Genomic DNA, 25,489 nt, shown 5'->3' with positions numbered 1-25,489 from the left:
GTTCCGCGGGCCGGGCCGGGGCGGGCCCGGCGGCTCAGCGCCGGCGCACTTCCACCCGGGCCGGCAGGGCTCCGACGGCCGCGAACAGCGCCAGGTAGGCGACGGTCGCCCCGGCCCCGACGGCGTTCTCGACCACGTGCCCGCCGAGGACGGGCCACACCACCGCGCCCACCGCCACCAGCAGGTGGTTGCCCCGCTCCCGCAGCAGACGCATGCCCGCCCACAACAGGACCGGCATCAGCACCACCCCGACGGCCGTCGCCAGCAGCGACTCCAGGGCCCCGGCGAGGAAGGCCCCGTCGCCCGTCCGTGCGTCCTGCGCCCAGGACCGCGCGGACGTCCAGACCCGGTGGCACACGACGGCCGCCACCGCCGAGACGGCGGCGCCCTTCGCCCAGCGGGCCCGTAGGGGACTCCTCCCGTCGCCGGTCCTGTCGCCGGTCCTGTCGCCGGTCACGGCTCTCCTCTCTGCCACGGCTCCGCCGGTCGGGAGCGGGCACGGTCGTTGGGGGCCGGCGGGTCCGCCCCCCGGAGGGCCCCCGAGAGAGGACGGCCCCGCCGGCTCGCCGGTTCATCGGTTCCCTGTCTCCCGTCCGAAAACAAGCAACACCGCCTGTGAACGCTGTCAATGTGCGTAGTAATCTGGCCCGGTGAGCAGGCTGTTCGATGACCGGATCCCCGACCCCGAGGCTCCCGACGCCCTGTCCGCGCATCGTCCCTGCCCCCTCGACGGCCCGTAGACGAGTTCGGAGACCCCCATGCCCTCACCCCGCGCAGTCCCGGTCACACTGGCGGAGATCGCGCGCATCGCCGGGGTGGGACGGGCGGCGGTCAGCAACTGGCGGCGGCGGCACGACTCCTTCCCCGCCCGGATCGGCGGCACCGACGCCAGTCCGCAGTTCTCCCTCACCGAGGTCGAGCAGTGGCTCCGCGAGAACGGCAAGCTCAAGGACGTCGGCGGCCGCGAACTGCTCTGGCCCGGCTTCGAGGCGCTCGGCAGCCGTGACGAGACGGGACTGGCCATCGCCGAGGCCGGCCGGCGGATGCGGGGCGCTCGGGCCCGGTCCTCCGACCCGCGACTGTCCGACCGGGCCCGCGAACTGATCGACGAGGCGGTGGCCCTGGGGAAGCGCGAAGGAGACCGGGAGACCTTCGAGTTCCTGCTGCAACGCTGGCTGGACGCCCACGTGCGGCAGGTCAGCGCCAGCCCCCGTCCCCTGGCCGCCCTGATGACCGAGGTGGCCTTCGCCCTCCGGCCGCCCCGCGCCGGTGCCCCGTTGACGGTCCTGGACCCGGCCTGCGGCGCGGGCCACATCCTGGACGCCGCCGCCCGCGCCGCCGTGGCGACCGGCGCCGACCCGGTCGCGCTGTTGGGCTGCGAGATCGATCCGGCGCCGGCCGCCCTGGCCGCCGCCCGGCTGGCGTTCGTCCGGGACGCGGACGGGAACGGCGACGGGGGCGGCGCGGCGACGGCGGACGTGCGCCGGGGAGACTCGCTGCGCGCCGACCCGCACGCGGCGGTCACCGCGGACGTCGTCCTGTGCAACCCGCCGTTCAACGAGCGCGACTGGGGCTACGAGCAGCTCTCCACCGACCGGCGCTGGGCGCACGGACTGCCCCCGCGCACCGAGTCCGAACTCGCCTGGGTGCAGCACTGTCTGGCACGGCTGCGCCCCGGCGGCGTCGCGGTGCTGCTCCTGCCGCCCGCCGTCGCCTCCCGCCGCGCCGGACGCAGGATCCGCGGTGCGCTGCTCCGTGCCGGACTGCTGCGCGGCGTGATCGCCCTGCCGCCGGGCGCCGCCCAGCCGCACAGCGTGTCGCTGCACCTGTGGCTGTTGCGCTCCCCCGGCGGCGCCGGGCCCTCCGCCTCCGCCGACGGCTCCGGGGTGCTCCTGGCGGACGCCGCCGCACGACGCGCGGCCTCCCGGGAGGGCGGGGTCGACTGGGAGTCGCTGGGAGGCTTCGTGCGCGACGCCGTCACGGCCTTCGACCGCGGGGAGCACGACCTGCCCGACGGGGCCCGGCGCGTGGCCGCCATCGACCTGCTGGACGAGGAGGTCGATCTCACCCCGGGACGGCACGTCTCCCCGGCGACACGCGGCGAGGAACTGCGCCTCCCGGACGTCTGGCGCGAGTTCACCGGGACGGTCGAGGGTCTACGGGCCACCGGCCGGGCGTTGGAGGCCCTGGTGCCGGCCGCCGACGACGGGCGCAGGCCCCCGACGACGACCGTGGGCGAACTCGTCCGCGCCGGTGCCCTGGTGCTGCGCGGCGGACAGCAGCCCCCGGACGGGACGGTCACGGCCGGCGAACCGGGTGAGGACGGCATCCCCCTGCTGACCGTTCCGGACCTGCTCCAGGGCGGCGCCCCGACGGGGTGGCTGCGCCGGGCGGAGGCGGTCGAACGCGGAGCGCTGGTGGCCGAACCCGGTGACGTCGTGGTGGCCGGGGTGATCCGGGCCTTCACCGCCTGGGTCCACCAGGGGCCGCCCACCGTGCTCGGCGCCCAACTGCACTCCCTGCGTGTGGATCCCGAGAAGCTGGACGCCTGGTTCCTGGCGGGCTGCCTGCGGGCGCCCTCCAACGGCCGGCAGGCCGGCACCCACGCCTCCAGCGCGTCCCGGGTGGACGTGCGCAGGCTCCAGGTGCTCCAGATCCCCCTGGCCGAGCAGCTCCGCCACAGCGAGGCGTTCCGCCGGCTCACCTCCTTCGAGGAGTTCCGTGCCCGGCTGGACGAGCTGGGTTCCCGTCTCGCGCGCGACCTCGGTGACGGCCTGGCGTCGGGGCGGCTGACACCGGGAGGGTGACCTACCGGGCCGGGGCGGGGACCAGGGGCGCCCACACGGCGCGGAGGTGGTCGACCGCTTCCCCCGGGGACGCTCGGGTGTCGATGCCGATGACGTCGATGGTGCCGAGGCGGCCGTGCGGGCCGTCGACGCGCAGCACGCGGCGGGTGTGTCCGCTCGGGTCGGGGTGGACGATCGCGGCCGTCGAGGCGGGGTTCGAGGCGTAGCCGCCGATGTAGGTGAGGAGTTGGTGGATGTCGGCCGATCCCACGGCACGGCGGTCGTAGCGCTTGTACTTGGCGTCCACCGGCAGCAGGGTCCGGCTGTCCCCGCCCCTTCCGGGCAGGTCGGCCAGGACGTCCGGACGGAACGGCTTGTGCGGGCTCGTGTCGCCCCGGGTGGTGATGCCGAGGGACCCGGTGGCGGCGGCGATCCGGCCGCCCAGGGAGGCGGCGGCCTCCGCGGTCAGGCGCCGTACGACGCGCTCCCACAGGTCCGGCATGGCCAGGAGCATGCTCTCCGCGGTCGGTCCGCGGGCGGCGAGGAGGTCGTTGGGGCCTCCGCCCTCCAGGGCCAGGCGGGCCCACGCGTGAGCGGTGCGGTAGCGGGCGTTGAGACGGTTGTAGACGGCCCGGTCCAACAGGCGCAGGGCCGCTGCCCTGGAGGGCGCCTCGGGGAAGGCGGTCGCGGCATCGCGGAGGGCGCGGGCCGGCTCGGGCGAGCCGCTCACGGCGGCCGCCGTGGCGAGAGCGGTGCCCAGAACACGGTTCTCCCAGATGTCGGTCTTCCGCTCGAAGGTCTCGACGTGCAGTCGGTCCAGCATGCCGAAGCGCCGGGTGACCTGGGCCGTCACATCCAGACGACCGCGCAGCACGGGTTCGAGGCGCCGGTCGCGCACGTAGTCGCGGCGCAGTCCCTCACGCGTCAGCTCCCGGCACGCGATCAGGAGGGCGGCGGCGACGAGTTCCGCGTAGCCGTCACGGCCGGTGGTCCAACGACGCAGGGTGGAGCGGTGTGGCACCGGCAGGGCGAACGCGTAGCAGAGCCAGTGGACGATTCGGTCGCCCGGTACGGCGAACTTGGGCGTGACGGTGAGGTGGACGCGGTCGAGGACGAGCACACCGACGGTGGCATCGGCTGTCAACCGCCACCCCGAACGGGTCTCGGCGAGGGTGAGCGCACCGCGGCTCTGGAGCGCCCGCAGCCGGTCGACGTCCCGGTCCGTCAGCTTCTCCGGGCCGAGGTCGACGCTCTCGTACTCCCCGATGCGCACGTGTGCCGGATCAGCCATCGCCGTCGGAGGAGGAAGCGGTGAACTCGGCGGCGAGGGCGGTGACGAGGTCCTGCGGCGGCATCAGGGAGGGGCTGCCCGTCTCCTCGTCGATCAGGGAGCCCAGGATGCGGTGGAGCAGTTCGGGACGGCCCAGGCAGTAGTCCTCCAGGAGCGGGAGCACGTCGTGGTGGAAGGCGGCGGCGAGGTCCTCCTCGGTGCTGATCGGCTCGCCGTCGCGCAACAGGTAGGCGTGACCGATCCGGTGGTCCGCGTCCAGGTGGCGGGTGACACGGGTGTTGAGGCTCTCGATGAAGGAGGCCAGGTTCAGCGGACCGACCGTGCCCGAGACGGCCTCGGGGTCGGGTTCCACGGGCAGGAAGGCGAAGCGTCGCCGGACTGCGGCGTCCAGGTGGCTGATGCTGCGGTCGGCCGTGTTCATCGTGCCGATGATGCGGATGTTCTCCGGGACGGAGAACATCCGCTTGCTGATCGGCAGCTTCAGGGGGACGCCCCGCTTGTCGGGTTCGAGCAGGGTGATCAGCTCACCGAAGATCCGGGGCAGGTCGCCGCGGTTGATCTCGTCGACGATCAGCAGGAAGGTGCGGTCGGGGTGTTCGGCCGCGGCCGTGCACAGTTCGTGGAACAGGCCGTCGGTGAGGGTGAGCGTCAACCCCTGCCCCTGGGAGGAGGCGCCGGGCTTGAACCCCTCGACGAAGTCCTCATAGCCGTAGGACGGGTGGAAGGTGACCATCCGGACCACCCCGTCGCCGTCGCCCAGGAGCAGCCTGACGGCCCGGTGACGTTCCTCGGGCGGGGCGTCGACGGCCTCCGGCCGTCCGGCCACCGCGAGAGCGGCCCCGAGCGCCAGTCGCGTCTTGCCGGTGCCGGGCGGCCCGTAGAGGATCACCTGCTTCTTGCGTTCCAGGGCGTCCAACACCTGCCGGACGTCCTCGGTGAGTTCCGCCTCGCCGACCGCGGGCCGGGCGTTCGACGCGGACGCGGGCCCGCTTCGGGCCCGGGAGATCTGGTCGAACTGGGTGGGGGAGATCCGGGCGAAGGTGGAGCGCCAACCGTGCTGCGGTCTCGGCAGGGTCTGGGCGTAGGAGGTGTCCCATTCCACCGGGAGCACGTGGCGGAACTCCGCACGGTCGGGGTCGAAGCGGTACGCCTCGCGCACCGTGCCGACGCCGAGGATCTCGGACGTTCCCCGGTTGGCGACCACCGTGTCGCCGACCTCGAGGTCCCGGAAGGCCAGCAGATTCCGTGCCGCACGGGAGTTGCCGCCGCTCGACTTCGGCCACAGCCCGTCCATGGCCCGCCTCAGCTCCGTGTCGCTTCCGTACTCGCCGAGATCGCCGAGTTCGTCCCAGCCCACGCAGATGAAGCCGCCGGCGAGGCACTCCTCCCACAGCCGTCCCCGCTCGCCCGGCGCGATCTTCCAGATGGTGCGCTGTCGCGGCCGCGGATCGAACTCCTGGTAGAGGAAGCGCATCACCTCCTGTCCGGACCAGCCCTCGAACGCGGGCGTACGGGACACCAGGTGGAGCAGGTGCCGGTTCAGCTGCCAGGTCTGCGCGCCGCCCTCCGGCGTGCCGCCGAGGAGCCGGATGAAGCCCCGCAGATGCGTTCCGGAATAGACCGGGAGGAACTCCTCGGGAAAGTAGGTGGCCAGGGACTTGGTGACCAGGGCCGGCCCGTACCGCAACAGGCCCAGTCCGTCGACCGCGTCGACGTCTTTGTTCCCCACCGCCTCGAAGGCCCGTACGAACTGGTCGCGCAGTTGCTCCCACGCCTCGTGCGGTCCCGTCTCCCTGAGCGACGGCGGACTGATGCGCCACTGGCCCGAGTGGTGGCGGAATATGATGTGCTTCGCCGCGCCACCTCCCCTGATGCTCCCCAGGTGGGGGGTGCCGAACTCCAGCAGTCGACAGTACGGGACCCGACCGGGCACCTGGTCCTGGCCCAGGGCGTACCGTTCCAGAGGGAGCTTCGGCCAGTCCTCCAGCGGGAACTCGGTGATCACCTGTTGCCGCTCGGCCTCCGCCCGCCGCGCCTTCTCCGCTGTCTCCGTCCGGTCGAAGCCGGCCGCTGCCGTCGTCGGATCCATCCCACCGTCCACGGAGGTCATCATGGCGCATGGGAGCCGGCGGGATCAGCGATATGGCGCGGAAGGACGGAAACGGATCCCACCCGGGACCGGGGCGGCCCGGCCCCGGGTGAGGTGCGGCTAGCGGGTGGCGTGCCGCTCGATCTCGGCCAGTTCCTCGTCGGTGAAGTCGAGGTGGCCGACGGCCGCGACGTTGTCCTCCAACTGCCCGACGCTGCTGGCCCCGATGAGCGCGGAGGTCACCCGTCCGCCGCGCAGCACCCAGGCCAGGGCCATCTGTGCCAGGGACTGGCCGCGCCGGCGGGCGATCTCGTTCAGTGCGCGGACCTTGGCGAGGGTCTCCTCGGTGATGCCCTCGGCCTTCAGGAACGGGCTGGCGCTCGCGGCCCGGGAGTCGGCGGGGATGCCCGAGAGGTAGCGGTCGGTCAGCAGCCCCTGGGCCAGCGGGGAGTAGGCGATCGAGCCCGCGCCCGCCTCGTCCAGCACGTCGAGCAGGCCGTCCTCCACCCAGCGGTTGAACATCGAGTACGACGGCTGGTGGATCAGCAGCGGGGTGCCGAGGTCGGCCAGGATGCGGGCGGCCTCGCGGGTCTGCTCGGGGCTGTAGTTGGAGATCCCGACGTAGAGGGCCTTGCCCTGCCGGACGGCGGTGTCCAGCGCCCCCATCGTCTCCTCCAGGGGCGTGTCCGGGTCGGGGCGGTGGGAGTAGAAGACGTCCACGTACTCCAGGCCCGTGCGGGCCAGGCTCTGGTCGAGGCTGGCCAGGAGGCTCTTGCGCGAGCCCCACTCGCCGTACGGGCCGGGCCACATCAGGTACCCGGCCTTGGTGGAGACGACGATCTCGTCACGGTAGGGGCGCAGGTCGCGGGCGAAGTTACGGCCGAAGTTGGCCTCGGCGGCTCCGGGGGGCGGGCCGTAGTTGTTGGCCAGGTCGAAGTGGGTGACGCCCAGGTCGAAGGCGCGGCGCAGGATCGCGCGCTGGGTCTCCAGCGGCCGGTCGTCGCCGAAGTTGTGCCACAGGCCCAGCGAGATCGCCGGCAGCTTCAGCCCGCTGCGGCCGACGCGGCGGTAGGGCATGGCGCCGTAGCGCGTGTCCGCGGCGATGTAGGTCATGGTGCTCCTCACCAGGGGTTCTCGAGCGTGCGCGGGGACCGGGGCCCCGGCGGCTGCCACGTTATACCCGCCGTGCCCCGCCGTGGACCGCCATGCCCCGCCATGGGTCTCGCCGCGGCGTGCCCGGCCGCACGCCGGCGTTTCGAGGCGTGCGGCGGCCCTACGGCCGTTCCGGCCGGCGATCGGGGTCTCATCCGCGTTCCCGGAGGTACGCCTCCAGCTCGGCGGCCCCGGTCAGCATCGCCCGCCCGCGGGCGGACAGCCGACCACGCCAGTCGCGCAGCGCGGCCTCCAGCGGCTCCGGCCCGCCGGCCGCCCGCACCTGGGAGATCAGCGGGGCGATCTGCTCCAGCAGGTAACCGCCCCGCCTGAGTTGGTGGACCAACCGGGCGTCCCGCACGTCGGCCTCGCCGTAGACGCGGTACCCGGTCCGCGGGTCGCGGCGCGGGCGGACCAGCCCGGCGCGTTCCCACGCGCGCAGCGTCGCGGGCCGGATTCCGAGCTTCCCCGCCAACGGTCCGATGAACGTGCCGTCGGCCCCGGACACCGCGGCCGGCCCGGACGCCGCGGTGGGCTCCAGGTCGCGGAGGGCCTTCTCCACGGCCCGGAGGGTCCGGCGGTCGTCGAGGAGTTGGACGTGGCTCTCGTCGATGAGGCGGAACGCCTCCTCGGTCGCGCCCTCGTTCACCGCCCGCATGATCGACGACGCCGTCCGGTGGCCGTGGCCCGGCACCAGGGCGAGGAACGCCCGCAGGGCCCGCGCGTGCAGCGGGGTGTAGGCGCGGTGGCCGTGGGGGGTGCGGTCGGCGGCCGGGAGGATGCCGGCCTCCTCGTAGTTCCTGATCGCCTGCGTGGACAGACCGTGCCCGCGCGCCAGATCGATCGGCCTGAGCCGTTCACCGCTTTGAAGGTTTCGCCCCATGGTCCTGCCGGTATCGCGGAAAAGTTTCAACCGAAAGTTCAACTATACCGTTGAGGCCATGGTTACCGGCATCAAGGACACCGCCCATGCCGTCGAGGCCGCCGCCGTCATGGGGCTGCTCCCGGCCCGACCCCGGCTGCTCGCCCTGGGCGAGCCCACCCACGGCGAGGACGCGCTGCTCGACCTGCGCAACGAACTGTTCCGACAGCTCGTCGAGGAGGAGGGCTACCGGACGATCGCGATCGAGAGCGACTGCATGGCGGGCCTGGCCGTCGACGACTACGTCACCTCGGGCACGGGCACCCTCGACGAGGTCGTGGAGCGCGGAATCAGCCACGGCTGGGGCGCTTCCGAGGCCAACCGCGAACTCGTGCGCTGGATGCGCGCCCACAACCTCCGCGTCGACGACGAGGGCCGGCCCGCCTCCGAGCGGCTCCGCTTCGTCGGCTTCGACGGTCCGCTGGAGATCACCCACGCCGCGAGCCCCCGGCAGGCCCTCACCGCGCTCCACGGCTACCTCGCGGCCCACGTGGACGCCGACCTGCTCCCCTGCACCGGGAAGACGCTCGACCGCCTGCTCGGCACCGACGACCGGTGGACCGACCCCGCCGCGATGACGGACCCGACCCGGTCCGTGGGGCAGTCGGCCGAGGCCGGGGAGCTGCGGCTGCTCGCCGACGATCTGGTGGCGCTGCTCGACACGCAGACGCCGCACCTGATCGCGGTGACCTCGCGGGAGGACTGGGACCGGGCGCGCCTGTACGGACGCACCGCGACCGGCCTGCTGCGCTACCACCACCGGATGGCCGACTCCTCGCCGGCCCGCATGACCCGGCTGTTGGGTGCCCGGGACCGGATGATGGCCCACAACCTCCTCGCCGTCGCCGAACGGGGCCCGGCACTCGTCCACGCCCACAACGGCCATCTCCAACGGGCCAAGAGCTCGATGCGGATGGGCGGGACGCCGCTGGAGTGGTGGAGCGCCGGTGCGCTGGTGAGCGCCCGGCTCGGCGAGGGGTACGCCTTCGTGGCCACGGCCCTCGGCACGATCCGGCACCGGGGAGTGGACACGCCGCCACCGGACACCGTCGAAGGGCTCCTGTACGCGCTCCCCCGAGACCGCTGCGTCGTCGACGCCCCCCGGCTGGCCGCCGTCCTCGGCGACACGCGGCCCGCCCCTCGCGTGTCCCCCTGGTTCGGCTACTCCCCCCTCGACCCGGCCCGCCTGGCCGACAGCGACGGCATCGTGTTCGTCAGGGACGTCCCGTAGAGGGGATCGGCGGCCACGAGGACCAAGGCAGCGTGGTCCTCGTGGCCGCCGGACGGAACTCAGCGGAGACGGGCCAGCAGGTGGGCGTCGAGGAAGCCCCGCTCGGAGGCCGGGTCGTGGAGCAGCCGGGCGAATGTGACCAGCCCGGCCTCGGCCAGCAGCGCGGCGAACCGGTCCACCGGCCAGCTGTAGGCGGGCGCCACCTTGTGGTCGAAGCGGACCGGCTCGGGTGCGTCGGTCCCGAAGAACGAGGCCAGGAGCAGGCCCCCCGGTGCCAGGACCCGCGCCTGCTCGGCGAGTAGCGCGGGTAGCTCCCCGGGAGGGGTGTGGATCATCGAGTAGTGGGCCGGCACTCCGCCGAGCGCACCGTCCTCGACGGGGAGGGCCTCCATCCGCGCCTCGTCGAACCGCAGCGCCGGATGGGCCCGCCGGGCGTGGTCGACCATGGCCGGGGAGAGGTCGAGCCCGAAGGCGTCCAGCCCCAGCTCGTGCAGCATGGCCGTCAGATGTCCCGGCCCACAGCCGACGTCGGCCACCTGCGGGTTCCCCGCTCCACGCACCAGCTCGGCGAAGGTGCCGATCATGTTCCGCGCGAACGGCTGCGTCTCCAGTCGGTTGGCGAACATCGACGCGTACAGCTCGACGACCCCGTCGTAGGCCGCCCTGGTCTCGTCCTGGTGTTCCGCCACGGGAGGGAAACCTACACCCCGTTCGCTGCCGTTCTCCGGTCCCGTGCCGCATTCCGCGCCGCCGTGGCGGGCTCGCTTGTCGGTCGCCGCGTACGGGCGACACGGCCCTCGACGTGCCGGCGAGCGGCGGAGCGGGCCTCTCCCCGTCCGACGGTCCGGATGGGGAGAGGCCCCGTCACTCGATCTTCAGCAGGTGCTGCGGCTGGTGTTGTTCAGGGTGAGGTTGCGGTAGGTGATGTTGGTGCCGCAGGGGCTTTCCCTGAGCGAGGTGTTGTTCAGCGTCAGGTTCTGCAGGGTGATGTCCCGGTTGCCGGGGAACTCGCTGCGGGCGGCCAGCCGGACCTCCCCGCCACCGCTGATCGTGCCGCCCTGGGTGGCGATCGTGACGTTGCGGCAGTTCTCGATCAGGACGGCGTTGTTGCCGGTGTTGGTCAGTGTCACCCGGTCGATGACGGCGCCGCCGCTCTCGGAGACGCAGAACACCCCGCGTCCGCCGCCGCGCGCGATCACCTCGCCGACGCGGATGTTGGTCGGGTAGCCGTCGCCGATCCGGCCGTTGCGGTTGGCCATCCGGAACGCCGCGTAGCCGGTGCCGGTGCCGGTGTTCTCCGCGTCCACCCTGCCCACGGTGGCGTTGATCGTGTCGTTGAGCAGCAGCCCGGAGTAGCCCACGTCGCGGGTGGTGACCGTGCCGATGGTCAGTCCGTCCACGCCGTAGGTCTCCACGCCGTGGTTCCGGGCGCCCGAGACGTGGACGTTGTCGATGCGGATGTCGCGCGAACGCGTCGAGCGGTCACCGTGGTTGTCGATCCGGATGCCCAACCCTGCGGAGAGCCGCATCTCGATCTGTCCGAGCACCACGTTGTTCACGTTCCGCATGAAGATCCCGTACAGCGGGGATCCGGTCACGGTCAGGTGCCCCACCTCCACGTTGGAGGCGCCGCGGGAGTAGATCGGGGCCTGGTCGCCGGAGCCGGAGCCGGTGACGTCGATCGTGCCGCACACGTCGATCGCGGTGTTGCTCGGCAGCGACACCCGGGTGCCGGCGCCGATCGAACCCGAACCGCGCACCACCACGCGTTCCTTGGCGGAGCGGTTCGGCGTCAGGCTGTTGATCGCGGCCTGCATCGCGTCGCGCATGCTGCCGCCGGTGTAGACGGTGCTGCCGCCCCGGCGCGCGGTCCAGGTGCCGCCGCTGCGCACCGCCTCGGCATGGTAGGAGCCCTCGCCGCAGGCCGCCGCGGTCACCGCACCGGAGGCGGCATCGACGGCATCGACGGCATCGGCCGCGGGGGCGGTCTCGACGGTGTTCCGGTCCGGCGCGGCGGCGGCCCGGCCGGCCTCCCGCCCGCCGGACGCGGACTCGGTGGCTCCGGCCGTGGTGGCCACCGTGGCCAACAGGGCGGCGGACAGCGCTCCGGCCGCGACGGCGGTGATCCTGCGCCGCCCGGCGGGCTCGACGGCTCCTCTTCTTCCCATCCTCGGTCTCCTTCGTGGGGGGTGCGCCCCCGCACTCGGCCAAAGCCGCCCGCGCCGGCCGGAACGGATCGTCGGGGCGCCGCCCTGCCGAAAGGTGGGGGTGCCGGGGGCGCCGGGCACGGGGAGGTGCGGTAAGCGCTTTCTGAGAATGCGTCAGTATTGCAACGTTTCACTCCAGGGGTCAACCAGCGGGACACCGGTCGTTCCACCCGTTTCCCGGACCGCCGTGCCGGGGAGGGCGCACGGCCGGGCCGGCGCTCGGCCCCGCGCTCCCCGCCCCGGCACGGCACGGCGGTCAGAACGTCACAGGGTGCGCTCCAGACGCTCCGCGAGGAGCTTGGTGAAGCGAGACGGGTCGTCGGGACGTCCGCCCTCCGCGAGGAGCGCCATCCCGTAGACGATCTCGGCCATGCCCGACAGCTCCGGATCGGACGCACGGCCGGCGTGTGCCTTGCGCAGGCCGGTGATCAGGGGGTGGTCGGGGTTGAGTTCGAGGATGCGCTTGCTCTCGGGCATCTCCTGGCCCATGGCGCGGAGCATGTTCCGCAGACCGGGCGTGACGTCGTCGGTGTCGGAGACGACACAGGCCGGCGAGGTGGTGAGGCGGGAGGACAGCCGCACCTCCTTCACCTCGTCGCCGAGTCGACCGCCCAGCCACTCCAGCAGGTCGCCGTACTCCTGCCGCTGCTGCTCCCGCTCCGCCTTGGCCTGCTCCTTCTCCTCCTCGGTGCCGAGCTCGGCCTCCCCCTTGGCGATGGAGCGCAACCGCTTGCCCTGGAAGTCGGGCACCGCGTCGACCCACAGCTCGTCCACCGGGTCGGTCAGGACGAGCACCTCCAGACCCTTGTCCCGGTACCCCTCCATGTGCGGCGAGTTCTCGACGGCGGCACGGGAGGGGCCGGTCAGGTAGTAGATGTGCTCCTGCCCCTCCTTCATGCGCTCCACGTACTCCTGGAGGGTCGCCGTCTTCTCCGGGTCGTGGGTGGTGGCGAACGAGCAGGCCGCGAGGATCGCGTCGCGGTTCTCGAAGTCGTTGAGCAACCCCTCCTTGACGACCGGGCCGAACTCCCGCCAGAACTCCGCGTACTTCTCGGGTCGCTTGGCCCTCATCTCCTTGAGGGTGGACAGCACCTTCTTCGCCAGTCGCCGCCGCATCATCTGGATGTGGCGGTCCTGCTGGAGGATCTCGCGGGAGATGTTGAGCGACAGGTCCTGGGCGTCCACCACGCCCTTGACGAAGCGCAGGTACGGCGGGACCAGCTCCTCGCAGTCCTCCATGATCAGCACGCGCTTCACGTAGAGCTGCAGGCCCCGGCTGCCGCCCTGCGTGAAGAGGTCCCGCGGCGGCCGCGCGGGGAGGAAGAGCAGCGCCTGGTACTCGAAGGTGCCCTCCGCGTGGATGCGGACGGTCTCCAGCGGGTCGGCCCAGTCGTGGCTGATGTGCTTGTACAGCTCGTGGTACTCCTCGTCGGAGACCTCGTTCCTGGGCCGCGCCCACAGGGCCTGCCGGGAGTTGATCGTCTCCGGCTCCGGCTTCCCGCCGTCCTCTCCGTCCTCGCTCCCCTCCTCGGCGCTCCCCTCACCGGCCGCCGTGACCAGCCTGATGGGCCAGGTGATGAAGTCCGAGTAGCGCTTGACGATCTCCTTGATCTTCCAGGGAGAGGTGTAGTCGAAGAGCCGGTCGTCGTTGTCCACCGGCTTGAGCCGCAGGGTGACCGACGTGCCCTGGGGCGCGTCGGCCACCGTCTCGACGGTGTACGTGCCCTCGCCGGTGGACGTCCATCGGGTGCCCGCGTCCTCCCCGGCGCGGCGGGTCAGCAGCGTGACCTCGTCGGCCACCATGAAGGCGGAGTAGAAGCCGACGCCGAACTGCCCGATGAGCCCCTCCGCGGCAGCCGCCCTGTCGGGATTGTCGGTCTTCTGGACCTCCTTGAGCTTCCGGAGGAACTCCGCGGTACCGGACTTGGCGATCGTCCCGATGAGCCCCACGACCTCGTCGCGCGACATCCCGATGCCGTTGTCGCGGATCGTCAGCGTGCGGGCGTCCTTGTCCGGCTCGATCTCGATGTGCAGGTCGGAGACGTCGACGTCCAACGCGTCGTCGCGCAGCGCCTCGATGCGGAGCTTGTCGAGCGCGTCGGAGGCGTTGGAGACGAGTTCCCGCAGGAACACGTCCTTGTTCGAGTAGATCGAGTGGACCATCATCTGGAGGAGCTGCCGCGCCTCCACCTGGAACTCGAACGTCTCGGCCGTCATGGTCGTGGATTCCCCCACCGGTGTCGTCCGTGACCGGAAGAGCCGGTGCGCCGTCGGGCGGCGCGGGCCTTCCGGACGTGCTTGTCCACATGATGGTATGCCGTGCCGGCGACCGGCCCTCACCGGAACAGGCCCGGAGCGGCCCAGGCACCCACCGTCAGTGACAGGGCTTACCGTGTTCCGGGCCAGAGGCAGGGTTCAGGGGCGGCCCTGTTCCGGGATACTCCGCGCGGAACTCCGGGGAGTCCGCGCGGAGCCACCGACCGACAGCCGGTCATTCGTCGTCGATGTCTTCGGCGAGAAGCTCGTCGACGGAAGGCCATACCCGCAGCGCAAGGTTCGCGAGGTAGGTCCCCCGCTGCCTGATGCGGGTCTCGTCCCAGGTTCGTTCCCAGTTCCCCAGCCCGGTGCCGGGCGGAGGGTTGAGCAAGGTGCCATGGGTGAGACGGAGCAGACTGTGCTCCCCCAGCCACTGCCGCTTCTCGTGCCACCCCATGTTGCCGATGGCCGGGTTGAGTTTCGCGGTTGCCAGGGTGAGGTTGCCGAGCGTGTGGACGATCTCATCCCGAGTGGCAGTCGCGTCAGGATCGTCACTGTTGATTGGCCAGTTCTCCTGCCAACTCTGCGGCATGACATGCTCGATGGTGAGCTTGGACCCGATGCTCTCCCCGACAGGAACGGCGAGCTGCTCGGTCAGTGGCGTGCGCAGGGCGTCCTCCAGCGCTTCGAGGAGGATGCGCACCCGGTGGCGGTAGAGACGCTGGTAGATCGGATCGTTGACGAGTGCGTTCCGGAACTCTTCGTCGGCCGGCCACTCGCGGTGCTGCCCCTGCATGGCGGCCAACGTCTTGAGGACTGCCTCATCGGCTTGGTCCGGCTGCCTGATCGCGGCGGCGACGAGGTCCCGGAAGACGTGGTTGTAGTCCCTGTTGCTGAGGTTGAGAATGGAACGTCGCACGAGATAACTGTCGATGCCCCGGATCGCCCGTACGCGCCGCTGCTCGGACAGCCGTTGCCCCATCCCGTACAAGCACAGCAACAGAGGCATCGGCGTGGACAACTGCATGACCTTCACCCGGTACAGGAAGCGGCCTTCCACTCCGTCCGGCGCACGGTTCTCCAGGCCATCGTAGATTTCCGCATAGCGGGAAAGTTCCACGAAGATCTCTTCAACGGGCACTTGCCGACCGCGCTGCCAACGCTCGAATTCCTTGAACAGGGCGGGGAAGGTGAAGTCCCGCTGGGTACGCATGGTGAGCCAGTGAGTCAGGAAGACATCGAGCCGACTGCGTGTGATGCGTCCGGTGGTCTGGTCGACTCGCCACTCGTCCTGGTCGAAGGGCTCCCAGTAGGTGCTGTACAGACGGCCGGTGTCCACCCCGGTGTGCTCGGCTTCGCGGAACAGCAGGTTTTTCACCAAGTCCGCGTGTTCGAGCGGGGTGCCTCGACTGTTGAGGGTTTCGAAGACCATCTGGGCGTCATCGTGTTCCTCCAGGTCGATGATGACCAGCCTCAGGTGCTCCCGAAGAGTCTGGACCAGGCTGCCGAGCCTCTGCTTGGGATCCTCGCTGTCCTCCAACCAACTGCTGACGACGCGCCGGAAGTAGGTGACCGCCTCGGACAGACGTCCCTTGCCGTCTTCTCCGCTCATCACGGAGCGGAACTCGTCCCGATCGGCGTTGGTCGGCCAGACCTTGAAGCGGTGGTCCGGGTTGCGCTCGGTGTCGTACAGGTCCGGGTCATTCTCCAGGAACCTGCTGAGCAAGCGCACCGAGCGGTCGTCCCCGGTCTTCTGGGCGGACTGCCGTGCGGCGAACAGGAACAGTTGGAGGGTGGTGAGCCGCTGTTGGCCGTCGATGACCTGCCGGGCTTCCAGGTCCGACGAGGCGTAACGCGCCTCGTCGAAGACCACTGCTCCCAGGAAGTGCGGAAAGACGGTGTCACCGGTCTCCGCCGCTCCCTCGGCCTGCTCGGCGGTACGACGGATGTCCTCCCAAAAGGCAGTCCAGTTGTCATCTCTGTTCCACACATACGGTCTCTGGAAGAGCGGCACCATGTATCGGATGTCCCTGCCGAAGATCCGCTTCAGATCGACCGTGTCGGCACGCACTCAGGCTCCCTCCCTCGGTATGGCCTAGATCACGTTACCGACCTTCGCGTGGTGTTGTGGGGGGATCGTTCCGATTGAGTGGGAGAGCGAGCCTGCCGTTGTCAGCCGGTGGCCCGGGGAGATGGTGAGTCCGAACCGCTCGTGTCCCGGCCTGCCCCGCTCCTCCCCTCCAGCGGTGGGCGGCCGCCACCTCGTTCCACAGGTGGCGGGGCCAGGACTGCCGGACGTGTGCCGTGTCCCCGTCGCGGAACATCACACAGGCCCAGAACCGATCGGTGAGCCCGTACCACCTACACCGGCCGGACCCCGTCACGCCTCTCGGCCGCAACGCACAGGCAGTCCGTGACGCGGAGCCCGAGCGCGAACCGCCGCCCACCGAACCGCTCCTCGGTGCCCCTCGGCAGCGCGGTGGACGAATCGTCGGCACCGGCCAAACCGCCTGTGACATACACGGAGTGAACCACGGGCGGCAGGCGCCGAGCCCGCGGCTTCATGGATTCCAACCGGCCCGGTGAAGGCCCCCGAAGCGCTCTCTCCGTCATGGGAGACGGCCGGCCGGAGCACCGCGTCGCCGTTTCCGTGGTGCGTCCCCAGAATGCTGCCACGAGACCGCCGGGGCGACACCGCCGTGGCGCGCCGGACCGGGACGCCACCGTCGTCTCACCATCGGCCCGCCCGCGTGTGCTACGTGCCGTAGGTCCTCCTCCAGCGCGCACGGTGTTCCCTGTCGCCCTGGCCGGCGCCGTTGACGCCGGCCAGGGTTGGCAGGGAGACGCCGTTGTTCCACAGACCCAGGTGGTCGCGGTGCACGGCCAGGATGTCGTGCTCCACCGCCAGCGCCTGGGCCGGACCGCTGAAGCGCGAGGTCGTCACGAAGACCGCCACATCGGCCCTGAAATGCACCCTCGCTCCCATCAGGTCGCGCATCTCGCGGCTCGCGACAGTGCGGGTCGGTACATACCGCTTGCACTGGACGACCATCGTCCGGCCGTCCGGCAGCCGGCCGACCACGTCCGCGCCGTTGTCGTGGGAGCCGCCCACGCGCCGGACCTCCGTACAGCCGTCCCGGCGGCACAGCTCGGCCACCAGTTCCTCGAACTCGGTGCCGGACATCGCGTCCACCTCGGCCAGCGTCCGACGTCCGGCCTCCACCGCGTCCGCCTGCCGCCACTCCCGGTCCCCGCCTCGGACGATTCGGTCGGTATGCCACAGCCACCACACCAGGCCGCCGAGACCTGCGGCAACCGCAACCCCCAGGATGTACGGCCAGACCGTCTCCCAGGAGGCGACGAGCAGAAGCAGCACCGCCGCGCCGCCGACGACCGCCGTCCTGCCTCCGGCCCCGCGCCTGCGCCGCGCCACCGGACGGTGTCCGCGGCGCCCACCGCGCCTGCCACCTCCGCCGCGTCCACGGCGAGCAGCCATTCCAGACCTCCTCTCCCCCGCGATCCGCCCAGCAGTCTGGGCAGGGAGGAGGACAGGGCGGAAGAACGCCCGTCGGCCATGGCCGAAAGCCGCAGGGGTGAGGACCGGGAGTTCCGGCACAGGCGGGCCGCTCAACGAGGTTCGGCACCGGCCCGCGGTGTGGCGGCCAGGGCGGGGACGAGCGTGGCGCACCCCGTCCTCTTCGCCCGGACGGAGTCCGGAAGGCACCGCCGTGCCGGCCTCCTTGTCCGGACGGGCCGGGCAGGAGGGCCGGTCCCGGCCTTGCCGTTCCGCTGACCAGTGCCCGGGGACGCCTCGGATGCCGCGCGGAGGCGGACTGTGACCTTGTCACCCGGGACAGAGCGGGAGCACTCGCTGCGATCGACGAAAAGGATTTCGCCGTCCTCGCCCTCGCCCGGGTCTTCGGACAGGTCTTCTCATGCCGGCGTCGCACGGCCTCCGGGCTCCGTTCGACGGCCCGCTTGTCCGGCCGCTGGAAGGACGGCCCCCACCGTTTCGGGTACGTGCCCCACCCCGGGCTCGGTCGGCCGCACCGGTACAGCCTCGCGATCGGCTCGCCCACCAGCCGCCTCGTCCACAGCTGCCCGCCCGGTCCCACATAACGGGGCCGGTGATCGAGGACGGCCTGCCGCACGGCGGCCTGCTCGGCCTCCCCGAGCACCCGGTGCGCCCCGACCGGCTTGCCTCCCGGCCGCCGGCCTGCCACTTCGCCCACCACACATCGACCACCTTCGGCGCCCCCCGAAGAGCGCCGCCACGTCCTCACGGTCCCGCCCCGCCACCAATGCGGCCACCGTCCGCAGCCGCAGCGCCTCCTGCGCCGACGGTGCCGGATACCGCGCGGCCCCCGCCGGATCGCTCGCACACCACCGACGACCCAGAACCGTTCGGGTCAGCAGGGGTGAGGACGTCGCTGTGGTCGCCGCTGGAGCAGTTCGGTCCCATGCGTCGAGCGTCTTGGAGGTGTGACGCTGGGCCTCCCCACGGAGATGTGGCGCCACCGGGAATGGGCCATGAGGAGCGTCGCTCGCTTTCGTCCGGGAACAGGGAGGTCAATTCGCAGGGTGGTCGGGCTGTCCGCCTCGTGCCGGGGAATCAGGCGGCGACCGGCAGGGGGCCGGCCCCGGAACCGAGTGAGCGCAGGATCCGCGCCTCCTCCTTCCGGGCGGCGGCGGGAGGGATCCGGCCTTTGGCGCGGCGGAGGGCTCGGCGTCGGCGAAGCGTGTCAGAGCCGCGGCGCGACACTGCGCGACGAGTTCCGCGAAGGGTCCTTCGGTCACGCGGGCCCGCATCCGGTCGTGGAGGTCCGCGACCCTGAGCTGGGCCTCGCGTGAACGTGCGGCGAGGACCGCGGTGTCCTGGTAGGCGTCGTCCAGGGCGTCGAGCCGGGTGCGCCGCAGGGCGGGAGAGCAGGCGAGTACGTCCCGTTCGGCCCGGCCGATCGCGTAGCGGCCCCAGGCCAGCGCGGTACGGGCGTGGCGGCTCCACCGTTCGACCACCGCGTCGTGCGGGAGGTACGGGTTCTCCTCCTCGCGGGCATCGCGCAGGAGGGCCTGGACGAAGGCGTCGTCGTCGCAGTCCCGCAGCTCACGCACCGGTGCCGGCAGTTCGTCGCCTGCCGTTCTCCGGTCCCAGTCCCACCGGGCGAGGTCGCTCTCCGGCGCCTGCGGCGTGCCGTCCGGCAGTCCCCTGTCGCAAAGTTCCCGCCGCAGGGCCTCGGCGAAGGCCGCCGGGGACACCCTGCGCGCCACTCTCAGCTCCAGCGCGTCCACCGGTCGGGAGCGGCCGGTGGGGCGGCGGGCACGCTGCTCCTTGTACCGGGCCTCCGCCTGCGACCGGGCCCGTCGCACCCTGCGCGCGTGTGCGCGCAGCCGTCGCAGTCGCTCGGGGGGGCTGGGTCGAGAGTTCCGCGCGCCGGACGGCCCCGCGAGCGAGGACGTCGGCGTGGGCGAGAACGACGGTGACGGGGCCGGTGAGCGAGGCGTGTTCCAGGGCCGCGACGGCCTCCGGAGCGCAGATCCCGTTCATGCGGGCGAGGACGGCCTCCTGCAGGGCGGTGAAGTCGTCGGCGAAGCGACGGATCAGCTCGGTGTGCTCGGTGATCGTCACGGTGGCCTTCCAGGTCGCGGGTGATGGTGAGCGGGGCCGCACACGGTGTGCGGTCAGGGCGTGGGTGCGGGAGCCGTGGGCCGTGCCCCGCGGGCGGGGCCCATCCGGAGAGGGGCGTCGGCCGTGGGGTCCCGGCGTCAGGGAACCCGCACCCCCGGCCTGTTCACCTCCACAGACCCCGGATCTTCCGGCCGAGCTCGCTGTGCGGGTCGAGGAGCGCGCCGGCGACACGGCCGGCGGAGTCCTTCACGCCGCCGCTGAAGTTGAGCCGACCGGTGGAGCCGACGCTGGCGCAGACGCCGTCCCAGTAGGCGGGTTCGCGCTCCCAGCGGACGTCGGCGAGCAGGTGCTCGACCGTCTCGTAGCTCATGGCGTCGACGGGGTCGCACCAGGGGGTGGCGCGGTGCAGCAGGACGCCGAGGCCCGCCATCACGGCCGGGGCGGTGATCGCGCTGCGCCGGGCGAAGTCCGGGAAACGGTCCTCGATCAGCCGGGACACCAGACGGACGACGACCGTCTCCACCTCGCCGGCGTCGGTGTCGGGCGGCAGGTCTCCCTCGTGGACGTTGGTCGCCGAGTACTGCACGCCCTTGCCGCCGAAGACGGTGGTGACGATCAGCGCCCGCAGCGCGGACAGCGTCACGACCTCCTTGTCGGTCCTGGTGAGCTGCCGCTTGCCGACGTTGACCAGCGTGCCGAACGGCATCCGCCGGCCGTCCGACTCGATCTTGAGCCTCTCGCCGACGAGGTGGGCGAGGCGGGTGGCGAGGTCGCGCTGGTCCATGGACATGGCCAGGTTCTTGGCGACGTCGATGCCCTTGACGTTGCGGTCGTAGAAGATCTGCCGCGCGTCCGCCGGGGAGAGTCCCAGGTAGAGCTCGAAGGGGATGCGGACTCGCCGGCCCAGCTCGGCGTAGGTGAGGTCGAAGGACTCCGGGTCCCGGTAGATGTCGTGCCAGGCGGTGGTCTGGGGCTCGCCGTCGATGGCGATCACCATGGCGTCCGGGGCGACGGTCAGCGTCCGTCGAGGTCGCCGCGCAGGTCCGGGTCCTCGGTGAGGTCGCGCAGGACGGACAGGAGGATGGTCAGGGTCGTAAGGCGCTGCTGGCCGTCGATGACCTCCGCCCTCGGGGCCCCGCCGTCCTTGACGAGCACGACGGAACCGAGGAAGTACGGTTCGTCCGTCCCGCGGTCCAGCGCTTCCAGCAGATCCGTCAGCAATTGGGTCGCCTGCTCCTCCTGCCAGGCGTAGGGGCGCTGGTAGTCGGGGATCTGGAAGTCGTAGTCGCTGCTGAACACCTTGTGCAGGGGCATCTCGTGCGCTTCGAGCTTTTGCATGGTCCGATGATGTCGGAAGAGGAAGCGCCGTGGCGCTCATCCGATCAACTCAACCCCCTTTCCAGAGAAGCCCTTTCATTGGGGATACGTCCTCCCGTACCCGACTCGCAGGCCGCTTCATCGCCCGTCCTCCGCGCTGATGGCTGGTGTCCGAGGCCTGACGCCGTGTTCCTCTTCCGCTGCGCGGCGCTCCGGCTGCCGAGGTCCCCGTAGGGTGCGGTGGACGGCTGCCGGGCCGGCGGGGCGCACCGGGAGGCGTGCGGTGCGGGTGCCGGTCGTGCCCGGCTGACCGGGCACGGTCCGGCGGAGAAGGCCCCGGGCCCGCGGCAGCGCAGCGAAGACGCGGAAGGAATTGATTCGTGACGTACGAACTTCCGGTATGGAGCCAGATCACCGAGTGGCTTCGCCGGAACGCACCACGCTCCTACGCACAGCTCCACGAAGGCGCGACACCGGATGCCCTGGCGCACACGAGAGCGCGGCTGGGAACAGCTCTGCCCGAAGAGCTGTCGGCCATGCTGCGCATGAACAACGGCGTACAGATCGACCCCAATGATCCGGACGGTATGCGCCCTCGCCCCTCCGGAAAATTCATCTCCGACTTCTACGGCATTCTCCCGACCTACCTGATCACCCGCGTCAACGAGCACATGAACGCCGTCTACAACGACGGGGAGCGAGACGGCGAGTGGAAGCAGCACTGGATCCCCTTCGCCGTCGAGAGCGACTGGCTCTACGGTCTGTTCGTCGACGGAGCCACCGGGGCTGTCGGCAGCTGGTCCGACGGCGGCCCCATCGAGGAGAACGTCCATCCGTCGCTGTCGGCCTGGCTGGAGGAGTCGTTCCACCTGATGCAGAGCCGCGCAGACGTCTACAACGAAATGGTCGTCTGGGACATCGACGGCCTCGACCAGGAGGATCTCGACCAGCTCACCTGACCACGGACGCACCGCGGCCCCGCCGAATCCCCGGGCCCGTCAATCGAACGGTCCCCGTCTCGCTTCCGGGCGAAATCGTGCCGGATGTGCTGCCGTTCTGCGACCCGCACAGCCTCGGGCAGAGCTCGGCGGACCGCCTCGGACATCGGCCCCGAACGCGAGAACCCCGCTGCCTCGACAAGGCTGCGGGGTTCTGTGCTGTGTCCGAGGGGGGACTTGAACCCCCACGCCCGATAAAGGGCACTAGCACCTCAAGCTAGCGCGTCTGCCATTCCGCCACCCGGACCGGTGTGCGACTCGCGGCCTTCCGGCCGCGGCGACGGGGAACACCATACCAAGCTTTCGGGGTGCCTCTCATCCGCATAAGCCGTGGTCCGGTGGGGTGCGGCGACGACGCGTCCCCTCCCCCGGCCCCGCACGGCGGAGAGGGCGCGGGCAGCGCGTACGCGCGCGGCGGGGCGGGCCGCCCGGACACCGGGCGATCGGCACCGTCGGGGCCGGGACCGGTCTTGGGCGGGCCGCGACCGGGTACGGGACGGTGACCAGCACAATGGGGAGGCCGCGCCCCCATCGCGCGGCACGGGCGCCAACCGGCACCGAAACCGGCACCGAGCGAGGCGGGAACGATCCATGGGCCGAGTCACCGAACGCCGCCGCGTCGTCCGCGTCCGCGACGGCGTGGTCAGCGAGCGTCCCGACACCCTGGTGGCCGAGGAGCCGCTGGAGATCCGGCTGAACGGCAGGCCGCTGGCCGTCACCATGCGCACGCCCGGCGACGACTTCGCGCTGGCGGCGGGCTTCCTGGTCAGCGAGGGCGTGCTGGGCCGTCCGGAGGAGCTGGCGAACATCGTCTACTGCGCGGGCGCCACCGAGCAGGCCGACGGCACCACCCGCAACAGCTACAACGTCGTCGACGTTCGCCTCGCCCCCGGCACGCCCGTCCCCGACATCACCCTGGAACGGAACGTCTACACCACCTCCTCCTGCGGGCTGTGCGGCAAGGCGAGCCTGGACGCGGTCCGCACCACCGCCCGCTGGCCGATCGCGGACGGCGGCGCGGACGGCGGCGGCGACGGGGACGGGGACGGGGACGGCCCCCTGCGGATCGGCCCCGACGTCCTGGCCGCGCTCCCCGACCGGCTCCGGGCCGCCCAGCGGGTCTTCGACCGGACCGGGGGTCTGCACGCGGCCGCGCTGTTCTCCCCCGAGGGCGAACTGTTGGACCTGCGCGAGGACGTGGGCCGTCACAACGCCGTCGACAAGCTCGTCGGACGCGCCCTGACCGACGGCCGGCTGCCGCTGTCGCGGGCCGTGCTGCTGGTCTCGGGCCGGGCCTCGTTCGAGCTGGCACAGAAGGCGGTGATGGCCGGCGTTCCCGTCCTGGCCGCCGTCTCCGCCCCCTCCTCCCTCGCCGTGGACCTGGCCGCCGAGACCGGGCTGACCCTGGTCGGCTTCCTACGGGGAACGTCGATGAACGTCTACGCCGGCGGGCACCGCCTGACCCTGGCCGGCACGCGCGCCTGACACCCGACAGAGCGGAATCCGCCCCGCCGGAACCGGTCGTTGTCGGGATGTTCCGTGCGGACTCCCGGGCCGCATGGTGACGGTCTGGTGTACCCGTTCCGAAACGCCCCTGTTCGCCCCGGCGTACGGTGTCGCCGTTCCTTCCCCGGCTCTTCGCGGATCCGATACGGTCGCCCCGCTGTGATCCCCACCACAGCGCAGCGAGGAGAGCGGCACGTGCGCGAGTTCACCGTCCCGGCCCTGGTGACGGCCGCCCCGGCAGGGGGCCTGGCCGACGTCGTCTTCGAGCGCGCCGAGGCGGACCCGGGCCGGGCGGCCCTGGCGCGCAAGGACGCCTCCGGCGTCTGGCGGGACGTGACCGCCGCGACGTTCCGCGACCAGGTGCTGGCCCTGGCCAAGGGACTCCTCGCCGAGGGCGTGCGGTTCGGGGACCGGGTCGCCGTCATGTCCCGCACCCGCTACGAGTGGACCCTGTTCGACTTCGCCCTGTGGACCGTCGGCGCCCAGTCGGTGCCCGTCTACCCCACCTCCTCGGCCGAGCAGGTCCACTGGATGCTGCACGACGCGGAGGTGTCCGCCATCGTCGTGGAGCACGAGGACCACGCCATGACCGTCGGCTCGGTCGTCGATCGGCTGCCGCGCCTGAAGCGGCTGTGGCAGCTCGACACCGGCGTCGAGGAACGGCTCATGGCCGCCGGGACGGGCATCGACGACGAGGTCGTCCACCGGCACCGGCTCGCCCTGACCCCGGACACCCCCGCGACCGTCATCTACACCTCCGGCACCACCGGCCGACCCAAGGGCTGTGTGCTCACCCACGGCAACTTCATGGCCGAGTGCGACAACGTCGTCCGGCGCTACGAGACGGTGTTCCCCGACAAGGCCGGCCGGCAGGCATCGACCCTGCTCTTCCTGCCCCTCGCCCACGTCTTCGGACGGATGATCGAGGTCGGCGCGATCCGCTCCGGCGTCCGGCTCGGCCACCAACCCAGCCTCACGGCCGCCGCCCTCCTGCCCGACCTGGAGGCGTTCCGCCCCACGTTCGTTCTGGCCGTCCCCTACATCTTCGAGCGGATCTTCCACGCCGCCCGACGCAGGGCCGAGGCCGAGGGCCGGCTCGGGCCGTTCGACAAGGCCGTGGAGGTCGCCGTCCGCCACGCCGAGGCGAGGGAGCGCAAGGCGTTCGGCACCGGTCCGGGCCCCGGCGCGGTCCTGCGGGCGCAGCACCGGTTCTTCGACAGGACCGTCTACTCCAGGCTGCGCGCCGCCCTCGGCGGCCGCTGCCGGTACGCCATGTCGGGCGGCTCGGCGATGGAGCGGCGGCTGGGCCTGTTCTACGACGGCGCCGGCATCCGGATCGTCGAGGGCTACGGCCTGACGGAGTCCACCGCCGCGGCCACCGCCAACCCGCCCGAGCGGCCCCGCTTCGGCACCGTCGGCGTGCCCGTCCCCGGCACCACCGTGCGCATCGCCGAGGACGGCGAGGTGTGGCTGCGCGGCGGCCAGGTCTTCACCGGGTACCTGGGCGACCGGCACGCCACCGGGAAGGCCCTGCGCGACGGTTGGCTGGCCACCGGCGACCTCGGCTCCCTGGACGAGGACGGCTATCTGACGATCACCGGGCGGAAGAAGGACATCCTGGTCACCTCCAGCGGCAAGAGCGTCTCCCCCGCCCCGCTGGAGGACCGGGTGCGGGCACACCCGCTGGTGGCCCAGTGCATCGTCGTCGGTGACGACCGCCCCTACGTCTGCGCGCTCGTCACCCTCGACCCCGACGCCGTGCACCACTGGCTGACCATGCGGAACAGACCCGAGACGGACCCGGCCGAAGTCGCCCACGACCCCGATCTGGAGGCCGAGGTCAGGCGGGCGGTGGCGGCCGCCAACACCCGGGTCTCCCAGGCCGAGTCCATCCGCGCCTTCCGGATACTGGGCTCGCCGTTCACCGAGGAGGACGGGCTGCTGACGCCCTCCCTGAAGCTGCGGCGGAAGGCGATCGAGAAGGCGTACGCCGCCGAGATCGAGGCCCTCTACCGGTCCTGAAGCGTCCGCGGCACCCCGGTCGTCGGTGTTCGCCGCCGAACCACCGGGCGCGCCGGCCAAGAATGTGACAGCGATGTCATGATCTT

The 25,489-nt window shown here is 71.8% G+C and carries 19 protein-coding genes, 1 tRNA gene and 1 pseudogene; 6 read left to right on the top strand and 15 right to left on the bottom strand.

The window, feature by feature from the left end:
• Nucleotides 1-34 precede the first annotated feature (34 nt).
• Complete coding sequence (locus F0L17_RS21565) at nt 35-457, bottom strand: hypothetical protein (protein ID WP_202917904.1); 423 nt, start codon at nt 455-457, stop codon at nt 35-37.
• A 301-nt stretch (nt 458-758) separates the two neighbouring features.
• Here F0L17_RS21565 and F0L17_RS21560 point away from each other — a divergent pair, with 301 nt between their 5' ends.
• Nucleotides 759-2,807 carry an N-6 DNA methylase gene (locus tag F0L17_RS21560; RefSeq protein ID WP_155072356.1) on the top strand — a complete coding sequence of 683 codons (2,049 nt, stop codon included), beginning with the start codon at nt 759-761 and terminating at the stop codon, nt 2,805-2,807.
• 1 nt (nt 2,808) lies between these two features.
• On the opposite strand, the gene F0L17_RS21555 is transcribed toward F0L17_RS21560, so the two are convergent.
• The 4 genes from F0L17_RS21555 to F0L17_RS21540 all read right to left on the bottom strand — a co-directional run bounded on the left by F0L17_RS21555 (nt 2,809) and on the right by F0L17_RS21540 (nt 8,201).
• Nucleotides 2,809-4,077 (bottom strand): McrC family protein, encoded by a 1,269-nt coding sequence (locus F0L17_RS21555; RefSeq protein WP_155072355.1) that lies wholly within the window; start codon nt 4,075-4,077, stop codon nt 2,809-2,811.
• Nucleotides 4,070-6,187, bottom strand: a complete 2,118-nt coding sequence (locus tag F0L17_RS21550) for an AAA family ATPase (protein ID WP_238419521.1) — start codon at nt 6,185-6,187, stop codon at nt 4,070-4,072. The genes F0L17_RS21555 and F0L17_RS21550 overlap by 8 nt, the downstream gene beginning before the upstream one ends.
• Nucleotides 6,188-6,286: 99 nt before the next feature.
• Nucleotides 6,287-7,279, bottom strand: coding sequence for an L-glyceraldehyde 3-phosphate reductase (gene mgrA / locus F0L17_RS21545; RefSeq protein ID WP_155072353.1), 993 nt, complete (start codon nt 7,277-7,279; stop codon nt 6,287-6,289).
• Nucleotides 7,280-7,469: 190 nt separating this feature from the next.
• Nucleotides 7,470-8,201, bottom strand: a complete 732-nt coding sequence (locus F0L17_RS21540) for a TioE family transcriptional regulator (RefSeq protein WP_155072352.1) — start codon at nt 8,199-8,201, stop codon at nt 7,470-7,472.
• A 58-nt stretch (nt 8,202-8,259) separates the two neighbouring features.
• On the opposite strand from F0L17_RS21540, the gene F0L17_RS21535 reads away from it, so the two are divergent.
• Nucleotides 8,260-9,471, top strand: coding sequence for an erythromycin esterase family protein (locus F0L17_RS21535; RefSeq protein WP_155072351.1), 1,212 nt, complete (start codon nt 8,260-8,262; stop codon nt 9,469-9,471).
• 59 nt (nt 9,472-9,530) lie between these two features.
• On the opposite strand, the gene F0L17_RS21530 is transcribed toward F0L17_RS21535, so the two are convergent.
• The 7 genes and pseudogenes from F0L17_RS21530 to F0L17_RS21500 form a co-directional block, all read right to left on the bottom strand.
• Complete coding sequence (locus F0L17_RS21530) at nt 9,531-10,160, bottom strand: methyltransferase domain-containing protein (RefSeq protein ID WP_162466528.1); 630 nt, start codon at nt 10,158-10,160, stop codon at nt 9,531-9,533.
• A gap of 186 nt (nt 10,161-10,346) precedes the next feature.
• Entirely contained in the window at nt 10,347-11,639 is a 1,293-nt protein-coding gene (locus tag F0L17_RS21525) for a right-handed parallel beta-helix repeat-containing protein (protein WP_155072350.1), read from the bottom strand.
• Nucleotides 11,640-11,942: 303 nt separating this feature from the next.
• Nucleotides 11,943-13,895, bottom strand: a complete 1,953-nt coding sequence (gene htpG, locus F0L17_RS21520; RefSeq protein WP_155072349.1) for a molecular chaperone HtpG — start codon at nt 13,893-13,895, stop codon at nt 11,943-11,945.
• A 274-nt stretch (nt 13,896-14,169) separates the two neighbouring features.
• Nucleotides 14,170-16,005: a GmrSD restriction endonuclease domain-containing protein gene (locus F0L17_RS21515; RefSeq protein ID WP_155072348.1), complete on the bottom strand. Its 1,836-nt coding sequence runs from the start codon at nt 16,003-16,005 to the stop codon at nt 14,170-14,172.
• A 684-nt stretch (nt 16,006-16,689) separates the two neighbouring features.
• On the bottom strand, nt 16,690-17,430 hold the full coding sequence (locus F0L17_RS21510; RefSeq protein ID WP_155072347.1) for a restriction endonuclease: 741 nt from the start codon (nt 17,428-17,430) through the stop codon (nt 16,690-16,692).
• 445 nt (nt 17,431-17,875) lie between these two features.
• A pseudogene (locus F0L17_RS28600) lies at nt 17,876-18,049 on the bottom strand (winged helix-turn-helix domain-containing protein); the annotation flags it as partial.
• 454 nt (nt 18,050-18,503) lie between these two features.
• Complete coding sequence (locus tag F0L17_RS21500; RefSeq protein WP_155072346.1) at nt 18,504-19,301, bottom strand: hypothetical protein; 798 nt, start codon at nt 19,299-19,301, stop codon at nt 18,504-18,506.
• Between the two features lie 94 nt (nt 19,302-19,395).
• Here F0L17_RS21500 and F0L17_RS21495 point away from each other — a divergent pair, with 94 nt between their 5' ends.
• Nucleotides 19,396-19,584 carry a hypothetical protein gene (locus tag F0L17_RS21495; protein WP_155072345.1) on the top strand — a complete coding sequence of 63 codons (189 nt, stop codon included), beginning with the start codon at nt 19,396-19,398 and terminating at the stop codon, nt 19,582-19,584.
• A 139-nt stretch (nt 19,585-19,723) separates the two neighbouring features.
• On the opposite strand, the gene F0L17_RS21490 is transcribed toward F0L17_RS21495, so the two are convergent.
• Together F0L17_RS21490 and F0L17_RS21485 are read right to left on the bottom strand one after the other, a co-directional pair.
• The gene (locus tag F0L17_RS21490; RefSeq protein ID WP_155072344.1) at nt 19,724-20,557 is read right to left on the bottom strand and encodes a ParB N-terminal domain-containing protein; all 834 of its coding nucleotides are present in this window, start codon (nt 20,555-20,557) and stop codon (nt 19,724-19,726) included.
• A gap of 17 nt (nt 20,558-20,574) precedes the next feature.
• Nucleotides 20,575-20,898: a DUF262 domain-containing protein gene (locus F0L17_RS21485; RefSeq protein WP_238419511.1), complete on the bottom strand. Its 324-nt coding sequence runs from the start codon at nt 20,896-20,898 to the stop codon at nt 20,575-20,577.
• 359 nt (nt 20,899-21,257) lie between these two features.
• Between F0L17_RS21485 and F0L17_RS21480 the strand changes: the two genes are divergently transcribed.
• Complete coding sequence (locus tag F0L17_RS21480; RefSeq protein ID WP_155072343.1) at nt 21,258-21,836, top strand: SMI1/KNR4 family protein; 579 nt, start codon at nt 21,258-21,260, stop codon at nt 21,834-21,836.
• Nucleotides 21,837-22,037: 201 nt separating this feature from the next.
• On the opposite strand, the gene F0L17_RS21475 is transcribed toward F0L17_RS21480, so the two are convergent.
• Nucleotides 22,038-22,122: transfer RNA gene (locus F0L17_RS21475), tRNA-Leu, on the bottom strand.
• Nucleotides 22,123-22,466: 344 nt separating this feature from the next.
• Here F0L17_RS21475 and fdhD point away from each other — a divergent pair.
• Nucleotides 22,467-23,360 (top strand): formate dehydrogenase accessory sulfurtransferase FdhD, encoded by an 894-nt coding sequence (gene fdhD, locus F0L17_RS21470; protein ID WP_155072342.1) that lies wholly within the window; start codon nt 22,467-22,469, stop codon nt 23,358-23,360.
• A gap of 216 nt (nt 23,361-23,576) precedes the next feature.
• Complete coding sequence (locus F0L17_RS21465) at nt 23,577-25,403, top strand: AMP-binding protein (protein ID WP_162466527.1); 1,827 nt, start codon at nt 23,577-23,579, stop codon at nt 25,401-25,403.
• The last annotated feature ends 86 nt before the right edge of the window (nt 25,404-25,489 follow it).

Origin of the sequence: Streptomyces taklimakanensis, from assembly GCF_009709575.1 — a bacterium.
GTDB classification, from domain to species: domain Bacteria; phylum Actinomycetota; class Actinomycetes; order Streptomycetales; family Streptomycetaceae; genus Streptomyces; species Streptomyces taklimakanensis.
Note: the sequence above shows the minus strand (reverse complement) of the source record. Positions and strands in the feature narration are given on the sequence as shown.

What these genes read in the sequence shown, in the direction of transcription:
- F0L17_RS21560 (WP_155072356.1), top strand. Translation starts at nt 759, where the DNA reads ATGCCCTCACCCCGCGCAGTCCCGGTCACACTGGCGGAGATCGCGCGC.
- F0L17_RS21555 (WP_155072355.1), bottom strand. Translation starts at nt 4,077, where the DNA reads ATGGCTGATCCGGCACACGTGCGCATCGGGGAGTACGAGAGCGTCGAC.
- F0L17_RS21550 (WP_238419521.1), bottom strand. Translation starts at nt 6,187, where the DNA reads ATGACCTCCGTGGACGGTGGGATGGATCCGACGACGGCAGCGGCCGGC.
- mgrA (WP_155072353.1), bottom strand. Translation starts at nt 7,279, where the DNA reads ATGACCTACATCGCCGCGGACACGCGCTACGGCGCCATGCCCTACCGC.
- F0L17_RS21540 (WP_155072352.1), bottom strand. Translation starts at nt 8,201, where the DNA reads ATGGGGCGAAACCTTCAAAGCGGTGAACGGCTCAGGCCGATCGATCTG.
- F0L17_RS21535 (WP_155072351.1), top strand. Translation starts at nt 8,260, where the DNA reads ATGGTTACCGGCATCAAGGACACCGCCCATGCCGTCGAGGCCGCCGCC.
- F0L17_RS21525 (WP_155072350.1), bottom strand. Translation starts at nt 11,639, where the DNA reads ATGGGAAGAAGAGGAGCCGTCGAGCCCGCCGGGCGGCGCAGGATCACC.
- htpG (WP_155072349.1), bottom strand. Translation starts at nt 13,895, where the DNA reads ATGACGGCCGAGACGTTCGAGTTCCAGGTGGAGGCGCGGCAGCTCCTC.
- F0L17_RS21510 (WP_155072347.1), bottom strand. Translation starts at nt 17,430, where the DNA reads ATGGCTGCTCGCCGTGGACGCGGCGGAGGTGGCAGGCGCGGTGGGCGC.
- F0L17_RS21490 (WP_155072344.1), bottom strand. Translation starts at nt 20,557, where the DNA reads ATGGTGATCGCCATCGACGGCGAGCCCCAGACCACCGCCTGGCACGAC.
- F0L17_RS21485 (WP_238419511.1), bottom strand. Translation starts at nt 20,898, where the DNA reads ATGCAAAAGCTCGAAGCGCACGAGATGCCCCTGCACAAGGTGTTCAGC.
- fdhD (WP_155072342.1), top strand. Translation starts at nt 22,467, where the DNA reads ATGGGCCGAGTCACCGAACGCCGCCGCGTCGTCCGCGTCCGCGACGGC.